Origin of the sequence: Paraburkholderia sp. MM6662-R1 (assembly GCF_050436245.1) — a bacterium.
Classification (GTDB): Bacteria; Pseudomonadota; Gammaproteobacteria; order Burkholderiales; family Burkholderiaceae; genus Paraburkholderia; species Paraburkholderia tuberum.
The window spans coordinates 3,536,437-3,551,484 of record NZ_JBNDLV010000001.1 but is presented as its reverse complement, the minus strand read 5'-3'; the positions used below and the strand labels follow the sequence as shown (position 1 = coordinate 3,551,484).

Here is a 15,048-nt window from a genome sequence, read left to right as displayed (position 1 = left end):
AGCTCGATGTCGGGCCGATGCCACGTAATGTTACTGCTGATAGGGTCGACGCGAAACGCATACAGTTTGCTTACGCGCGACACCCGCGGGCAGCGGTAGACTGTCCGCGCGAGGCCATTCAGTCGATTACGCCGATGCGAACCACCCCTGCTCTTTCCCTGCGCCCCGCCACGCTCGAGGACGCCGCGCTGATTGCGTCGATCCACAGCGCCAGTTGGCAGGCGACCTATCGCGGTCTGTTGCCCGACGCGTTCCTCGACGGCGAAGTCACGCGCGAACGCGCCGCCTATTGGGAAGCACGTCTCGGCGCGCCGGGCGGCGAGCGCCGCATCGTGCTGATCGCCGAGCTGGCCGGCGAGCCGGCCGGCTTCGTGTGCGTCGAGCGCCAGCCCGAGTCCGCGTGGGGCGTGCTGCTCGACAACCTGCATGCGCTGCCCGGTTATCAGGGCATCGGCGTCGGCAAAACACTGATGCACGCAGCCGTAGACTGGACGCGCGCGCAAGGCGAGGCACAGCTGTACCTATACGTGCTCGAGGGCAATACGGCGGCGATCGGCTTTTACGAGCGACACGGCTGGCAGTTGGTCGGCGCGGAGCCCGATCAGATGGGCGGCGTGGATATCACCGCGTTGCGCTACGTGTACCGGTTGAAGGCTTGAACGCCGTGGTTGAGTGTGCGTGATGCGCGTGGCGTCGCGGGGACGGCGCGCGCCGGCGGTATTCCTGTTTTCGGAGTCATCTGAACGGTGGACGACGTAGTTTCGAGGCATGATTTTCTGTTGCCGATGGCTTCATCGGCCCCCTACAGATTCCGTCACTGCCACACCGGTGAGCCTGTCCGAGACACCGGAAGAAACCGATGACCAGCACGCCACTCATCCTGATCGAAGGCGCATTCGCGCTTCCCCCTTTCCGTACGCTCGACCACCTGCCCGAACCGTTCGGCCGCGACTGGGCGTTGCTGTCCTGGCGAACCGGGCTCGATTCGCTGTATGCCGCGCTGCTGCGCACCGTGTGCGTCAGAGATCAGCAGTTGCTGTCGTATGGGCAGTGGGTGTCGATCGACGGCGTGCTGACCGGCGTGCTAACTGACATGAAGCGGCCGGCAGAGACGCCCGTCGCGGACGCCACGCAGCCTGCCGGGGAACCGTCGAATACCGCGACGGCGGCGCATCCCGCTATGCAACGGAAGGTGCCTCAGGGTCCAATGCGAATCGCGCTCAAGGCCCGCTCGCCGCGAATCGCGCAGCGGCGCACTGTGCGGCATCGGCGAACGGTCGCGGCGAGTGCCGGCGTAATCGGCTGCGTCGCAGTGCTGGCGTGGTGGATCGTCGATCAGCCTCTGGCGCCGCGGCATATGGCCTCCGACATGCTGAAATCGGCGCAAGCTCTGAAGCCCCGTCGTGATGCGCCGGCGCCGGTAGAAAAGCGTCGTGCGCAGCATCTGGTTGCGAGTCCCGAGGCACCGGTGATTGCGAAGGCCGTCACACCGGCTCCTGTGCTTCCGCCATTACCTGCCGACGTGGCCGCCGCCGCACCCGCGCGCATCGCGGCTTTGCCTCAGCGCACCGCCACGCGACATGCGCCCACGCCGCGTGACGCGATTCGCTCATCGCCTCCGCGTCGTGCGCTTCGCGTGCAAACGCATCCGCTTCCGGTAAATCGGCATGCCGCGAATGACCCATCGCATGAAGCGCGCGTTCGTACCCGGTTCGGCGAAGACGGATACGCTGATGTAACGACGTTCGCCATGATGTCTTTGCGCGACGTCGCGCCGCTGCCGCGCTCCACCGTGTCGAACAATCTGCCGGCAAATAGCACCGAGTGGATGAACCACATATCGCAGCGTCGCGTCACCGAAATCCCGGAACAATTCGCGCAATGAGCGCTGCCGTTACTTCGACGCAGGCAAACCCGCTTCCGTCTGCTGCTGCAAGCGCGTGATCGCGCTCTGAAGCTGACGCAATTGCGCCTGCGCGTTGTCGCGCTCCGCGCGCAGCGCGAGCGCCTCGTCGCGCGTCTGCCGCTGCCGGTCGTCGACCTTCGCCTGCTGCGTGCGGGCGACGTCGAGATCGGTCTGCAGCCGTTGCGCCTGCTGCTGCGATATCGCGATGCTGCCCTGCAGATATGCATTCTGCGCCTGCAACCGCGTGCGATGAATCTCGGCGTCCGCGAGTTGCTGCGTCTGCTGCGCGAAACCGGCGTAGATCGCTTCCGCGCGCTCTGCCGAATCGCTCCTGATCACGCGCCAGAAATGCTTGTTCTGAAACAACGCGACGTAGTACGTCATCCGCGGCGGATGGAAGAACAGGCTCGCACCGTAGCTGCCGTTGTAGGTCGTGCGCAGTTCGCTGAGGTTCGCGTCGTGGATCAACTGGATCAAATCGGCGACGTCGCCGCGCGCGGCAGCGGGCGTATTCGCGGACACCTCGGGCTCAGCGACGGACTGGGGGCCAGCCTCTCGCGGCGCCAACTCCCCTGGAGCCGGCCGCGTGCCCGCCAGCGGCGCGCTCACGCTGTCCTGCTGTGCCACCGCAACACCCGTATGCCACAACGCATAGACACCGGCGAGCAACATAGCGCGCCGGATAACCAAGGAGTACTTCATATGCCTGCTCCACGCCGATCGAGAATGACGTTGGATTATCGCGCGGATTTATCGCGACGCGAAGCTCGTGGGCACTGTATGGACACGCTCGAAATCGAGATAGACGGTTGGCGCAGCGAACCACTCCATCCCAAAATCACAGTCGCAAAATAAAGACGCCACCCAGCTCGCACTCCTGACTATTTCGAGAGAAGAAAACGCACTGCCACATAACGTGACAGCGCGTCAGATGGATGGAATGGCTCCGTCGGGCTGCGGAAAACAGCGAAAGCGCGGGACCGATGCGCAACCACGCCGCGGACTCAACCTCGACCGCGCACGCCGCGCCAACGCAAACCCGCCTTGCTTAAAACCGCGTCTCCCGCGCGACCCGCAGGAACGTATCGAGCAACGGCGTGCAATCGAGCAGCTCCGGGCCGCCCGCGCGATGAAACTCCGGGTGCCACTGCACGCCCATCACGAACGGCGCGCGCCGGTAGCGCACGGCCTCGATGATGCCGTCCGACGCCGACACCGCCTCGATATTGAGATCGCGGCCCAGCGTCTTTACCGCCTGATGGTGGATCGAGTTGACGATCGCGTCGTGCCGTCCGGGGAACATGTTCAGCAGCGTCGAGCCATCCGGAAAATGCACGCCGTGCCGGTGCTGATCGTAGTTTTCGTTGACGTGGGCGTTCGCGGTGGGCACTTCGGTCGCGATGTCCTGATATAGCGTGCCGCCGAACGCGACATTGATCAGCTGACAGCCGCGACACACGCCGAGCACCGGCTTGCCCGATTCGACGAACTCGTGCAGCAGTTCGAGCTCGTACATGTCGCGCACGCGGTCACCGGGCCATTCGTGGCTGGCCGCCGATTCCGCATACGTCTGCGGCGACACGTCGGCGCCGCCTTGCAGCAGCAGGCCATCGAGATGCTTCGCATAGTCGCGCAGACGGATGTTGCTCGGGTGCAGCATGCCCTGATGACCAACGGTCGGGATCATGAACACCAGCACGTCGCGCGACATCACCCAGTGCGCGACCGACTCCTCCAGATACTGCAGCGTCTTGCCGCGCAAGCCCTTCGCGCCCGGTTCCGGGTGGAAGATGCGCGCCGACACGCCGATGCGCAGCGTGCGCTGCGTGATCCGCTGCCCCGCGCGATCGAACAGCTGCCGCGCGCGCGCCGCGATGATGCGGCCGAACACGCTCCACGCGGAGTCGCTCTGCTTCAGATAGCGCGGTGGCGACGGCGGCAGCGCGTTGGGTGGCGGCGGGTTCGTGGCGCTGAAATCGGGTGCCGCGCCGAAACCGGGCGGCGGCGAGCCGGGCGCGCGCGCCGCGGGTGCGGCGGCTGCCTCGGTGGCGATTTCGTCTTCGGTGGCGAGGTCCGCCGCGCTGCCGCCAGCCGCGCGCGGCTCGCCGGCGGCCACCGTCGGTTTCGCGAGCGGCTCGGGTTTCACCATGGTCGCGCCGCCGGCGTACGTACCAGCGCGCCGCACTTCGCGCTCGTGCACCTTGGCTTCCTGCCGCGCGGTCGATTCGGCGGCGGCGCTGCGCGCCTCGGCCGCGTCGCGCAGCCGCGCCGTGCGCGGATCTTCGGGCGTGACCGACGATGCGCTGAGCGGATCGTCGGTCGACGACCTCGCGGTCGCCTCCTCGGCCGTCGGGCTCGTGTCTTTGGCGGCCGACCGGATGGCATCTTCATGCGACGGAGGAAGCGAGGCGGCCGGTTCGGCCGGCGCACTGCTCGGCGCGGGGGAGACCGGCTGCGGACTGCCGGTCGTGCCGGCGTTTTCGGGTTTGTTTTCGCTCATGACTGTCGGACGGGCGCCTTACACGCGAACGAATGAATATGCCCTGATTATCCGTCAGTGCTGCAGGCCCCGCAAACCCGCACACAATTGCTCACATTGTTGCGAAGCGTTACACCGACCCCGATGACTCAAGGATCCGGCCGCTCTTCGAAGGTTTCCCGCAACGCGATCTGCATCGACGCATGAATTTTCACGCACCAGCGCCACACGAGCGCGAGCAGCAGCGCGGCGCACACGAGCACCGCGACGAGCAGGCCAGTCGGCGGCAGGATGCTGCCCGACAGCGCCGCCACCAGCAGAAACACGCCGATCATCGACACGATCGGCACAAGATCGGCGATCGCGTGACGCAGCGCGCTCGTGAAGCGTCCCGCGGTGGTCGGCTGCACGCCGACTTCGGCAAGCAGCAGCGCGAGCGACTTGGTCTTGCGATACACGGCCACGAGAAACGGCAGCGAAACGACGAGCGCGACGCTCCACTGCACGACGCGTTGCAGCGGCTCGTCGTCGAGCCAGTGCGCGAGCAGCCGGCCGCTATGCGGCGCGCTATACGACACGGCGAGGAAAATGGCCACGACGAGCGCGAGATTCACCGCGATCTGCAATACGATCCGCCGCGTCATGCCGATGAGCGTCGGCTCGCCGCGCGCCGTGATCAAACTGCGCAGCCATTGCCCGTACATGCCGAACACGTTGGACAACGTGGCGGGCATCGCCTGCCCGATGCGGCGCGTGAGCGGATCGGCGACGCGGATCAGATATGGCGTCGTCAGCGTCGTCAATGCCGACACGGCGACCGCGATCGGATACAGAAACCCGCTCGTCACCTTCAACGTCAGACCGAGCGTCGCGATGATGAACGAGAACTCGCCGATCTGCGACACGGTCATGCCGACGCGCATCGAGGTGCGCGCGTCCTGCCCCGACAGAAACGTGCCGAGCCCGCACGACACGATCTTGCCGACGATCACCGCGAGCGTGATCACGGCGATCGGCCACGCGTAGTCGAGCATCACGGCTGGGTTCAGCATCAGTCCGATCGTCACGAAGAAGATCGCGGAAAACGCGTCGCGCAGCGGCGCGATCAGATGCTCGATCCGATGCAGATGGCGCGACTCGGCCATGATCGCGCCGATCAGGAACGCGCCGAGCGCGATGCTGTAATCGAGCTTGACGACCAGCAGACAGAAGCCGAAGCAGAAGCCGAGCACGGACACGAGCATCATCTCGTCGCTGCCCGTGCGCGCGACGTAGTTCAGCGCGCGCGGCACGAACAGCACGCCGACCAGCAGCGACACCGTCATGAACAGCAGCAGCTTGCCGAGCGTGACGGCCGCGAGCCCGGCCGACAGTTGCCCGGTCTGCGCGATGCCGGTCAGCAGCACGAGCATCGCGATACCGAGAATGTCCTCGACGATCAGAATGCCGAACACGAGCTGCGCGAAGCTTTCACGTTTGAGTCCGAGATCGGACAGCGCCTTCACGATGATCGTCGTGGACGAGATCGCGAGGATCGCGCCGAGGAACAGCGAGTCCATCGGAGTCCAGCCGAACGCGCTGCCGATCTCGTAGCCGATCCACAGCATCAGCACGATTTCGGACAGCGCGGCGACGATCGCCGTCGCGCCGACCTCGAACAGCTTGCGCAGGCTGAATTCGAGGCCCAGCGAAAACATCAGGAACACGACGCCCAGCTCGCCGAGCGTCTGGATCGTCTGTTCGTCGTGGATCAATTGGAACGGCGGCGTGTACGGTCCGATGATCACGCCGGCCGCGATATAGCCGAGCACCACCGGCTGCTTCAGCCGATGGAACAGCACGGTGACGACGCCGGCCAGCGCCATCACGACGGCCAGATCCTGGATGAAGCCGATACCATGGTGCATGAGCGCCTTCCTTACAAACAGTAATCTCGGAAAGCGCAGTGTAGCAAACGAACCGGCCAGCTTTTTGGCGAATTCGCGCGCCGCGCCGCGCCGCCAGTAGCAGGCCGCGCGGCCGCAAAACCTTGCTCTACAATGCGGACGGACCTTTCCCTTTGGCTCCGCACTGCCTCGCTCATGCGCCCGCGCTGCGCTCAACCGGATTTCTACCGACATCATGGCCACTGAATTCGCCCCTTTCCCGCCGCTTGCCCAGCTTGCCGCCGATCTCGCCGCCGGCCGCACGACGAGCCGCGCGCTCGTCGAAACCGCGCTGGACCGGATCGCCGATCCGGCTGGCCAGGGCGCCGCCGTCTTCATGCACGTCGACACCGACGCCGCGCGCGCCGCCGCCGACGCGCACGACCGCCTGCGCGCGGCCGGCACCGTGCTCTCGCCGCTCGCCGGGATTCCCGTGTCGGTCAAGGACCTGTTCGACATCGAAGGCCAGCCGACCCGCGCGGGCTCCGTCGTGCTCGCCGACGCGCCCGCCGCGAAGGCCGACGCGGTCGCGGTCGCGCGTCTGAAGCGGGCCGGCGCCGTGATCGTCGGGCGGACCAACATGAGCGAGTTCGCGTTTTCCGGACTCGGCCTGAATCCGCACTACGGCCATCCGCTGTCGCCGTACCGGCGCGGCGTGAAGGGCGACGAGCGGATTTCGGGCGGCTCGTCGTCGGGCGCGGCCGCATCGGTCGCCGACGGCATGGCCGCGGTCGCGCTCGGCACCGACACCGGCGGCTCGATCCGCATCCCGGCCGCCTTGTGCGGGCTGACCGGCTTCAAGCCGACCGCCGCGCGCATCCCGAAGCAGGGCGGCGTGCCGCTGTCGTCGACGCTCGATTCGTTCGGGCCGATCGGCGTGTCGGTCGCATGCTGCGCGCTGGTCGACCGGATGCTCGCCGGGCTCGAGCCGCGCATCCCGGCCGCGCGGCCGCTCGAAGGCGTGCGCCTCGGCGTGCTGACCAATTTCGTGACCGACGGCGTCGAGCCCGAAGTCGCGCGCGCGATCGATACCGCGCTCAAGCATCTGGAGGCGGCCGGCGCGATCGTCAGCGAGGTGCGCTTCGCGCCGCTCGACCGGCTGCCGGAGATCAACCGCTTCGGCTTTTCGTCGATCGAGGCGTATGCGTGGCATCGTCCGCTGCTCGACAAGCATCGCGAGCAGTACGATCCGCGCGTGCTCGTGCGCATCATGAAGGGGCAGCCGGCCAGCGCGGTCGATTATCTGGACCTCGTCGCCGAGCGCGACGCGATGCTCGACGAAGCCGCGCGCACGCTGTGGCAGCGTTTCGACGCGGTCGTCGCGCCGACCGTGCCGGTCGTGCCGCCGCGCCTCGCCGACCTGCTCGACGACGACGACGCGTTCGGCCGCACCAATGCGCTGATCCTGCGCAATCCGAGCGCGTTCAACTTCCTCGATAGCTGCGCGCTGTCGCTGCCGTGCCATCTGCGCGGCGACGCGCCGGTCGGCCTGATGCTGGCGGGCGCACCGCACGCCGACGACGCGCTGCTCGCGATCGGCCGCGCGGCCGAGGCAGTGCTGAAAGCGATCCGGTAAAGAGGGCCGGGGTTGGCTGCCCGGCGCGGTCGCCGCCGCGCCAATGTTCAGGCAATAAGTGGCGCGGCCGGGGTTCGCGCTAGAATCGCGGGCACCCGCCCTTTCGTCTCCAGACCAATCGATGATCCATGACTAACGACTCCGCAATGCTGCGCCGCGAGCGCACCCTGCTGGTTCTGCTCGGCCTGATCTGCCTCGCCCTCGTGGGCGGTGCGTTGTATCTGCAGTTCGGCCTGCGCGAAGACCCGTGCCCGCTGTGCATCATCCAGCGCTATTTCTTCCTGCTGATCGCGATCTTCGCGTTCCTCGGCGCGAGCTTCAGGCGCTGGCGCGGCGTGCGCCTGCTCGAAGTGATGGCGGCGCTGTCGGCGCTGGCCGGCATCGCGACCGCGGCGCGCCATGTGTACATCCAGGCGAATCCTGGCTTCAGCTGCGGCTTCGACGCACTGCAACCGGTGGTCGACAGCCTGCCCCCCGCGCACTGGCTGCCGAGCGTGTTCAAGGTCGCGGGCCTGTGCGAAACCGCCTATCCGCCGATTCTCGGGCTGACGCTGCCGATGTGGTCGGGCGTCGCGTTTATCGTCGCGTTCGTCGCGCTGGTGCTGAGCCTCGTGCGCAATCGCCGTCGGGTGGCCTGACGGCGGTGAAACCTGGTCGAGCGAGCTTCGAACGCCGTCTGAAGCGCCGAACTCGCCGCCAGGGCGCTTACCGATTCGCATCGCCAATGACGCCGGACTTCGTGTTGCCCATGCCGGGCACCGAAGTCCGGCGTTTTTTCTGCGCGACGTTCCCGCCTCGGCGCGAATCGTACCCGGATCATGACCGCCGCCGCATGAGCTTCATGCGACACGGGAAATATTTTCGGGCCGGGGTAGTGCTATCTTCGGGTATGGATGGCGATCTACGTGCGCGAGGCCGGCTTTTTGCGACCCCATGCGTAACGCGCGCCCGGTCCGCACTGTCTTCCGATTCGCCATGACAACGCAAACCATCCGCTTCTACCACCAGGGGTCCGTCCGCGAGGTCGCAGGCGTGCCGGCGACGCGCACCGTGCTGCAGCACCTGCGCGAGGACTTGCGCTGCACCGGCACCAAGGAAGGCTGCGCGGAAGGCGACTGCGGCGCATGCACGGTCGTGATCGGCGAACTCGATGCGCGCGGCGACCTCACGTTGAAGGCGGTCAACGCCTGCATCCAGTTCCTGCCGACACTCGACGGCCGCGCCCTCTTCACCGTCGAAGACCTGCGCGCCGCGAACGGCGCGCTGCATCCGGTGCAGCAGGCGCTGGTCGACTGCCACGGTTCGCAATGCGGCTTCTGCACACCCGGCTTCGTCATGTCGATGTGGGCGCTCTACGAGAACCAGCCCGTCAGCGCCGGCCTGCCGACCCGCGATGAAATCGACGCCGCGCTGTCCGGCAATCTGTGCCGCTGCACGGGCTACCGGCCGATCATCGACGCCGCGCAGAAGATGTTCGACTACGCGCAGCATCCGCGCGTCGCGCTCGACCGCGAGGCCATCGCGACCACGCTGCGCACGCTGCAACGCGAAGACACGTTCGAATACAGCGCGCCCGGCATCCGCGGCGCCGCCTTCGGCTCGCCCACCTTCCACGCCCCGCTCACGCTCGACGCGTTCGCGACGCTGCGCGCGCAGCACCCGGACGCGCGCATCGTCGCGGGCAGCACCGACGTCGGCTTGTGGGTCACCAAGCAGTTCCGCGATCTCGGCGACTTGCTGTACACCGGCAACGTCGCGGAACTGAAGACGATCGCGCGCGACGCGCAAACGCTGACCATCGGTGCGGCGGTCACGCTCGAAGACGCGTACGCGGCGCTCACCGCCGACTACCCCGAACTCGCCGAACTATGGACGCGTTTCGCATCGCTGCCGATCCGCAATGCGGGCACGCTCGGCGGCAACGTCGCGAACGGCTCGCCGATCGGCGATTCGATGCCGGCGCTGCTCGCGCTCGGCGCCGACGTCGAGTTGCGCCGCGATCACACGACCCGCAACGTGCCGCTCGACGCGTTCTACCTCGGCTATCAGAAGACCACGCTCGCGGAAGGCGAATTCGTCAGCGCGCTGCGCGTGCCTCGCCCGGCTGACGCGCTGCGGTTTCGCACCTACAAGGTGGCGAAGCGTTACGACCAGGACATCTCGGCGGTGTGCGCGGCGTTTGCGCTGCACGTCGCGGAAGATGGCACGATCCGCGCGGCGCGGGTCGCGTTCGGCGGCATGGCGGCGACGCCGAAGCGGGCCGCGCATACCGAAGCCGCGCTCAACGGCGCGGCGTGGAACGAACCGACGGCCCGTCGCGCGATGGACGCGCTCGCCGCCGACTACCAGCCGCTCACCGACATGCGCGCGTCGAGCGCGTATCGGCTGAGGGTCGCGCGCAATCTGCTGTGGCGCTTCTACCTCGAAACGCGCGACGACGCGCCGCTCGCGCTCTGCGACGTGAACGCGTTCGCGTTCGAGGCCAACGCAATCGTCGTGAAGGAGTCGCCGTGATGAACCGGACCGATGCCTTTATCGAACCCGCGGGCGCGCGTGCCGATCAACGCGAGGACGCGTCGATCGGCGTACCGCTGCCGCACGAATCCGCCGCGCTGCACGTGAGCGGCGAAGCGACCTACACGGACGACATCGCCGAGCTGCACGGCACGCTGCACGCGGCGCTCGGCCTGTCGCGCCATGCGCATGCGCGCATCGTGTCGATGGATCTCGACGCGGTGAGAAACGCGCCCGGCGTGATCGCGGTGCTGAGTGCCGACGATATCCCCGGCGAAAACAATTGCGGCCCGGTGCTGCACGACGATCCGATCCTCGCCGACGGCGAAGTGCTCTATCTGGGCCAGCCGGTCTTCGCGGTGATCGCCGAGAGCCACGAACTCGCACGTCGCGCCGCCGCGCTCGCGAAAAGCGACGACGTGATCCGCTACGAGCCGCTCGACGCGATCCTCACCGCCGCCGATGCGAAAGCCGCGAAGCAGTTCGTGCTGCCGCCACTGCATCTGCGGCGCGGCGACCCCGACGCGAAGATCGCCGCCGCGCCGCATCGACTGGCCGGCAGGTTCGAGGTCGGCGGCCAGGAGCAGTTCTATCTCGAAGGCCAGATCGCCTATGCGGTGCCGAAGGAAATGGACGGCATGCTCGTCTACAGCTCGACGCAGCATCCGAGCGAGATGCAGCAGGTCGTCGCGCACATGCTCGACTGGCCCGCGCATAACGTCGTCTGCGAATGCCGGCGCATGGGCGGCGGCTTCGGCGGCAAGGAATCGCAATCGGCGCTGTTCGCGTGCGTGGCCGCGCTTGCGGCGCAACGCCTGCGTCGCCCGGTCAAGCTGCGCGCCGATCGCGACGACGACTTTCTGATCACCGGCAAGCGCCACGATGCAGTCTACGAGTACGAAGCGGGCTTTGACGAGCAAGGCCGCCTGCTTGGCGTGCGCGTCGAAATCGCATTGCGCGCCGGCTATTCCGCGGATCTGTCCGGCGCGGTCGCGACGCGCGCGGTGTGCCACGTCGACAACGCGTACTACCTGTCCGACGTCGATATCGTCGCGCTGTGCTGCAAGACCAATACGCAGTCGAACACCGCGTTTCGCGGCTTCGGCGGACCGCAGGGCGCGCTCGTGATGGAGGTGCTGCTCGACGGCATCGCGCGCAAGCTGCGGCTCGATCCGCTCGACGTGCGGCTCGCGAATTACTACGGCGTCGGCGAACGCGATACGACGCCGTACGGACAACGCGTCGAAGACAACATCATCGCGCCGCTGACCGACGCGCTGCTAGATTCGAGTGACTACCGCGCGCGTCGCGCGGCACTCGCCGAATTCAATGCGAAGAGTCCCGTGCTCAAACGCGGCCTCGCGTTTTCGCCGGTCAAGTTCGGCATCTCGTTCAACGTGCCGTTCCTGAATCAGGCCGGCGCGCTCGTGCACGTGTACAAGGACGGCTCCGTGCTCGTCAATCACGGCGGCACCGAGATGGGCCAGGGGCTCAACACGAAAGTCGCGCAGGTGGTCGCGAATCAGTTCGGCTTGCCGTTATCGCGCGTCCGGGTGACCGCGACCGATACCTCGAAGATCGCCAACACGTCGGCGACCGCGGCCTCGACCGGCAGCGACCTGAACGGCATGGCCGCCGAAGCCGCCGCGCGGACGATCCGCGCGCGGCTCGCCGAACTCGCGGCGCGCCAGCTCGGTGGCGACGCGAACGACGTGCAGTTCGCGCGCGGCAGCGTGTCGGTGAACGGCGGCGCGCTGCCGTTCGAACAGCTCGTCAACGCCGCGTATCTCGCGCGCGTGCAGTTGTGGTCGGACGGTTTCTACGCGACGCCGAAAGTGCATTGGGATGCGAAGTCGCTGACCGGTCATCCGTTCTATTACTTCGCGTATGGTGCGGCGGTGTCGGAGGTCGTCGTCGATACGCTGACCGGCGAGTGGAAGCTCCTGCGCGCGGACTTGCTGCACGACGCGGGCCAGTCGATCAATCCGGCGATCGATCTCGGCCAGATCGAAGGCGGCTTCATTCAGGGCATGGGCTGGCTCACCACTGAAGAGCTATGGTGGAGCCGCGACGGCCGCCTGATGACGCACGCGCCGTCGACGTACAAGATTCCCGCGGTCAGCGACACGCCCGCCGCGTTCCACGTTCGGCTCTACGACAACAGCAACGCCGAGCCGACCGTGTTCCGCTCGAAGGCGGTCGGCGAGCCGCCGTTGCTGCTGCCGTTTTCGGTGTTTCTCGCGATTCGCGACGCAATCGCGGCCGCAGTGCCGGGCGCGCGACATGCTCCGCCGTTGCGCGCGCCGGCGACGCCCGAGGCGATACTCGATGCGCTGGACGCTTTGAACGCGTCGGACGCGTCGCAGAACGCAAACCCGGTCGAACCCGCCACGCACCCCGACAGCGCCGCCCCCCACACGCCACCCGCCGCGCCAACACCTGACGCGGCCCCCCACGGAGAATCGCCGGATGCAAGCCTGGCTCACTGACCTGCAACATCTGCTCGCGCATGGCGACGCCGCCGTGCTGGTGACGGTCGCGCGCGTCGAAGGTTCGGCGCCGCGCGAAGCCGGCACGAAGATGATCGTCACGCGCGAGGCGGCCAGGCATACGATTGGCGGCGGCCACCTCGAATGGAAGGCGATCGAGACCGCGCGCCAGGTGCTGCGCGACGGCATGCGCGCGCCCCACATGCGGCGGCTCGAACGCTTCGCGCTGGGGCCGAGCCTCGGCCAGTGCTGCGGCGGCGCCGTGATCCTCGCGTTCGAGCGGCTCGACGTCGGCGATCTCGGCTGGCTCACGTCGCTCGCCAAGCGCCTCGCGGCGGGGCAATCGACGGTGCGTAGCGTATCATTCGGCCCCGCGCCGGATGCGGTGATGCTGTCCGAACCCGAGCCCGGCATCGACGGCGCCGACTGTCTGCTGTGGGACGGCGCCGGTTTCGACGACAGCAGCGCGCTCCTGACCGAAACCATCGCGCCGGGCGAATTCGCCGTCGTGCTGTTCGGCGCCGGTCACGTCGGCGCGGCGCTCGTGCGCGTGCTGGCGACACTGCCTTGCACGGTGCGCTGGGTCGACGAGCGCGACGCGCAGTTTCCGTCGCTCGATGCGCTGCACGCGCCGAACGTGAGGATCGACGCGAACGACGCACCCGACGAGGCGATCGATCAGGCCGCGCCGAACACGTACTTCGTCGTGATGACGCACAACCACGCGCGCGATCTCGAACTGGCCGAACGCATCCTGCGGCGCGGCGACTTCGCGTTCTTCGGCATGATCGGCTCGCATACCAAGCGCAAGCAGTTCGAGCATCGGCTCGCGGCTCGCGGCATCGATCCGGCGCGGATCGCGCGGATGAAATGTCCGCTCGGCGTCGACGGCATCGTCGACAAGTCGCCCGAGGTCATCGCGATCTCGGCGGCCGCGCAGGTGTTGCAGGCCGTCGAGGCGAACGCGGGTGCGCGCCACCCGACGCAGGCGGTTTGATACGCGGCCGGCGCCACTCGTTACCCAACACACAATTCCAAACCACGATGAACCCGACAACCGCTACCCCTGTTTCCCCCGTTACGCTCGCCGACAAAACCGCGCGCGCACCGAAGGCCGAGCTGCATATCCACATCGAAGGCTCGCTCGAACCCGAGCTGATTTTCGCGCTCGCGCAACGCAACGGCGTGAAGCTCGCCTACGACTCGGTGGAAGCCTTGCGCGCCGCCTATGCGTTCACCGACCTGCAATCGTTCCTCGACATCTACTACGCGGGCGCGAGCGTGCTGCTGCACGAGCAGGACTTCTACGACATGACGATGGCCTACGTCGAGCGCTGTCTCGCCGACAACGTCGTGCATAGCGAAATCTTTTTCGACCCGCAGACGCATACCGAGCGCGGCGTGCGGATCGCGACCGTCGTGGCCGGCATCGAACGCGCGCTCGCCGACGCGGAGAAGCGCGGCATGTCGAGCAAGCTGATCCTGTGTTTCCTGCGCCATCTGTCCGAGGACGATGCGCTCGCCACCTTCGACGAAGCGCTGCCGCTGTTCGAGCAGTACGAGCATCGGCTGATCGGCGTGGGGCTCGATTCGTCGGAACGCGGTCATCCGCCGTCGAAGTTCGAGCGCGTGTTCGCGAAGGCGCGCGCGCTCGGTCTGAAGCTCGTCGCGCATGCGGGCGAGGAAGGCCCGCCGTCCTACATCTACGAGGCGCTCGACGTGCTGAAGGTCGATCGCGTCGATCACGGCGTGCGCAGCATCGAGGACCCCGCGCTCGTTACGCGTCTCGCCGATACGCGCGTCGCGCTGACCGTGTGCCCGCTATCGAACCTGAAGCTGTGCGTGTTCGACGACCTGACCAGGCACACGCTGAAAGACCTGCTCGATCGCGGCGTCGCGGTGACCGTCAATTCCGACGATCCGGCCTATTTCGGCGGCTACGTGAACGCGAACTATCTGGCGACGATCGACGCGCTGAAGCTCGACGACGCCGAGGTCTACACGATCATCCGCAACGGCTTCGAGGCGTCGTTCGTGACGCCCGAGGAACGCGCCATGCTGATCGGTAAGCTCGACGCGTATTGGCGGCACTGAGTGGCAGCACTGAGCCGCGCGCCGACGGATTTCAACTGACGGGCCTCGACCGACGTCGGCGGCCG

11 protein-coding genes are annotated in these 15,048 nt (G+C 67.2%); 8 read left to right on the top strand and 3 right to left on the bottom strand.

Features of this window, described 5'->3' with window-relative positions:
- Positions 1-134 precede the first annotated feature (134 nt).
- Both OKW39_RS16875 and OKW39_RS16870 read left to right on the top strand, forming a co-directional pair.
- Positions 135-659, top strand: a complete 525-nt coding sequence (locus OKW39_RS16875) for a GNAT family N-acetyltransferase (RefSeq protein WP_018421404.1) — start codon at positions 135-137, stop codon at positions 657-659.
- Between the two features lie 200 nt (positions 660-859).
- Entirely contained in the window at positions 860-1,885 is a 1,026-nt protein-coding gene (locus OKW39_RS16870) for a hypothetical protein (protein ID WP_429563077.1), read from the top strand.
- Between the two features lie 9 nt (positions 1,886-1,894).
- Here OKW39_RS16870 and OKW39_RS16865 read toward each other — a convergent pair whose 3' ends face one another.
- The 3 genes from OKW39_RS16865 to OKW39_RS16855 all read right to left on the bottom strand — a co-directional run bounded on the left by OKW39_RS16865 (position 1,895) and on the right by OKW39_RS16855 (position 6,292).
- Positions 1,895-2,608, bottom strand: coding sequence for a DUF2968 domain-containing protein (locus OKW39_RS16865; protein WP_167368603.1), 714 nt, complete (start codon positions 2,606-2,608; stop codon positions 1,895-1,897).
- 346 nt (positions 2,609-2,954) lie between these two features.
- Complete coding sequence (locus tag OKW39_RS16860) at positions 2,955-4,406, bottom strand: gamma-glutamyl-gamma-aminobutyrate hydrolase family protein (protein WP_429563076.1); 1,452 nt, start codon at positions 4,404-4,406, stop codon at positions 2,955-2,957.
- A 128-nt stretch (positions 4,407-4,534) separates the two neighbouring features.
- Positions 4,535-6,292: a cation:proton antiporter gene (locus tag OKW39_RS16855; RefSeq protein WP_429335133.1), complete on the bottom strand. Its 1,758-nt coding sequence runs from the start codon at positions 6,290-6,292 to the stop codon at positions 4,535-4,537.
- Between the two features lie 214 nt (positions 6,293-6,506).
- Here OKW39_RS16855 and OKW39_RS16850 point away from each other — a divergent pair, with 214 nt between their 5' ends.
- The 6 genes from OKW39_RS16850 to OKW39_RS16825 all read left to right on the top strand — a co-directional run bounded on the left by OKW39_RS16850 (position 6,507) and on the right by OKW39_RS16825 (position 14,983).
- The gene (locus OKW39_RS16850) at positions 6,507-7,886 is read left to right on the top strand and encodes an amidase (RefSeq protein ID WP_429335134.1); all 1,380 of its coding nucleotides are present in this window, start codon (positions 6,507-6,509) and stop codon (positions 7,884-7,886) included.
- A gap of 128 nt (positions 7,887-8,014) precedes the next feature.
- Positions 8,015-8,524, top strand: coding sequence for a disulfide bond formation protein B (locus OKW39_RS16845; protein WP_090801357.1), 510 nt, complete (start codon positions 8,015-8,017; stop codon positions 8,522-8,524).
- A 337-nt stretch (positions 8,525-8,861) separates the two neighbouring features.
- Positions 8,862-10,400, top strand: a complete 1,539-nt coding sequence (gene xdhA, locus OKW39_RS16840; RefSeq protein ID WP_090801359.1) for a xanthine dehydrogenase small subunit — start codon at positions 8,862-8,864, stop codon at positions 10,398-10,400.
- Positions 10,400-12,889, top strand: coding sequence for a xanthine dehydrogenase molybdopterin binding subunit (gene xdhB / locus OKW39_RS16835; protein WP_429563075.1), 2,490 nt, complete (start codon positions 10,400-10,402; stop codon positions 12,887-12,889). Before xdhA ends, xdhB begins: the two co-directional genes overlap by 1 nt.
- On the top strand, positions 12,870-13,886 hold the full coding sequence (xdhC, locus tag OKW39_RS16830; RefSeq protein WP_429489786.1) for a xanthine dehydrogenase accessory protein XdhC: 1,017 nt from the start codon (positions 12,870-12,872) through the stop codon (positions 13,884-13,886). Before xdhB ends, xdhC begins: the two co-directional genes overlap by 20 nt.
- Before the next feature lie 47 nt (positions 13,887-13,933).
- Entirely contained in the window at positions 13,934-14,983 is a 1,050-nt protein-coding gene (locus tag OKW39_RS16825) for an adenosine deaminase (RefSeq protein ID WP_184070767.1), read from the top strand.
- The last annotated feature ends 65 nt before the right edge of the window (positions 14,984-15,048 follow it).

Coding starts and splice junctions, on each gene's coding strand:
- OKW39_RS16875 (WP_018421404.1), top strand. CDS start 135: ATGCGAACCACCCCTGCTCTTTCCCTGCGCCCCGCCACGCTCGAGGAC.
- OKW39_RS16870 (WP_429563077.1), top strand. CDS start 860: ATGACCAGCACGCCACTCATCCTGATCGAAGGCGCATTCGCGCTTCCC.
- OKW39_RS16865 (WP_167368603.1), bottom strand. CDS start 2,608: ATGAAGTACTCCTTGGTTATCCGGCGCGCTATGTTGCTCGCCGGTGTC.
- OKW39_RS16860 (WP_429563076.1), bottom strand. CDS start 4,406: ATGAGCGAAAACAAACCCGAAAACGCCGGCACGACCGGCAGTCCGCAG.
- OKW39_RS16855 (WP_429335133.1), bottom strand. CDS start 6,292: ATGCACCATGGTATCGGCTTCATCCAGGATCTGGCCGTCGTGATGGCG.
- OKW39_RS16850 (WP_429335134.1), top strand. CDS start 6,507: ATGGCCACTGAATTCGCCCCTTTCCCGCCGCTTGCCCAGCTTGCCGCC.
- OKW39_RS16845 (WP_090801357.1), top strand. CDS start 8,015: ATGACTAACGACTCCGCAATGCTGCGCCGCGAGCGCACCCTGCTGGTT.
- xdhA (WP_090801359.1), top strand. CDS start 8,862: ATGACAACGCAAACCATCCGCTTCTACCACCAGGGGTCCGTCCGCGAG.
- xdhB (WP_429563075.1), top strand. CDS start 10,400: ATGAACCGGACCGATGCCTTTATCGAACCCGCGGGCGCGCGTGCCGAT.
- xdhC (WP_429489786.1), top strand. CDS start 12,870: ATGCAAGCCTGGCTCACTGACCTGCAACATCTGCTCGCGCATGGCGAC.
- OKW39_RS16825 (WP_184070767.1), top strand. CDS start 13,934: ATGAACCCGACAACCGCTACCCCTGTTTCCCCCGTTACGCTCGCCGAC.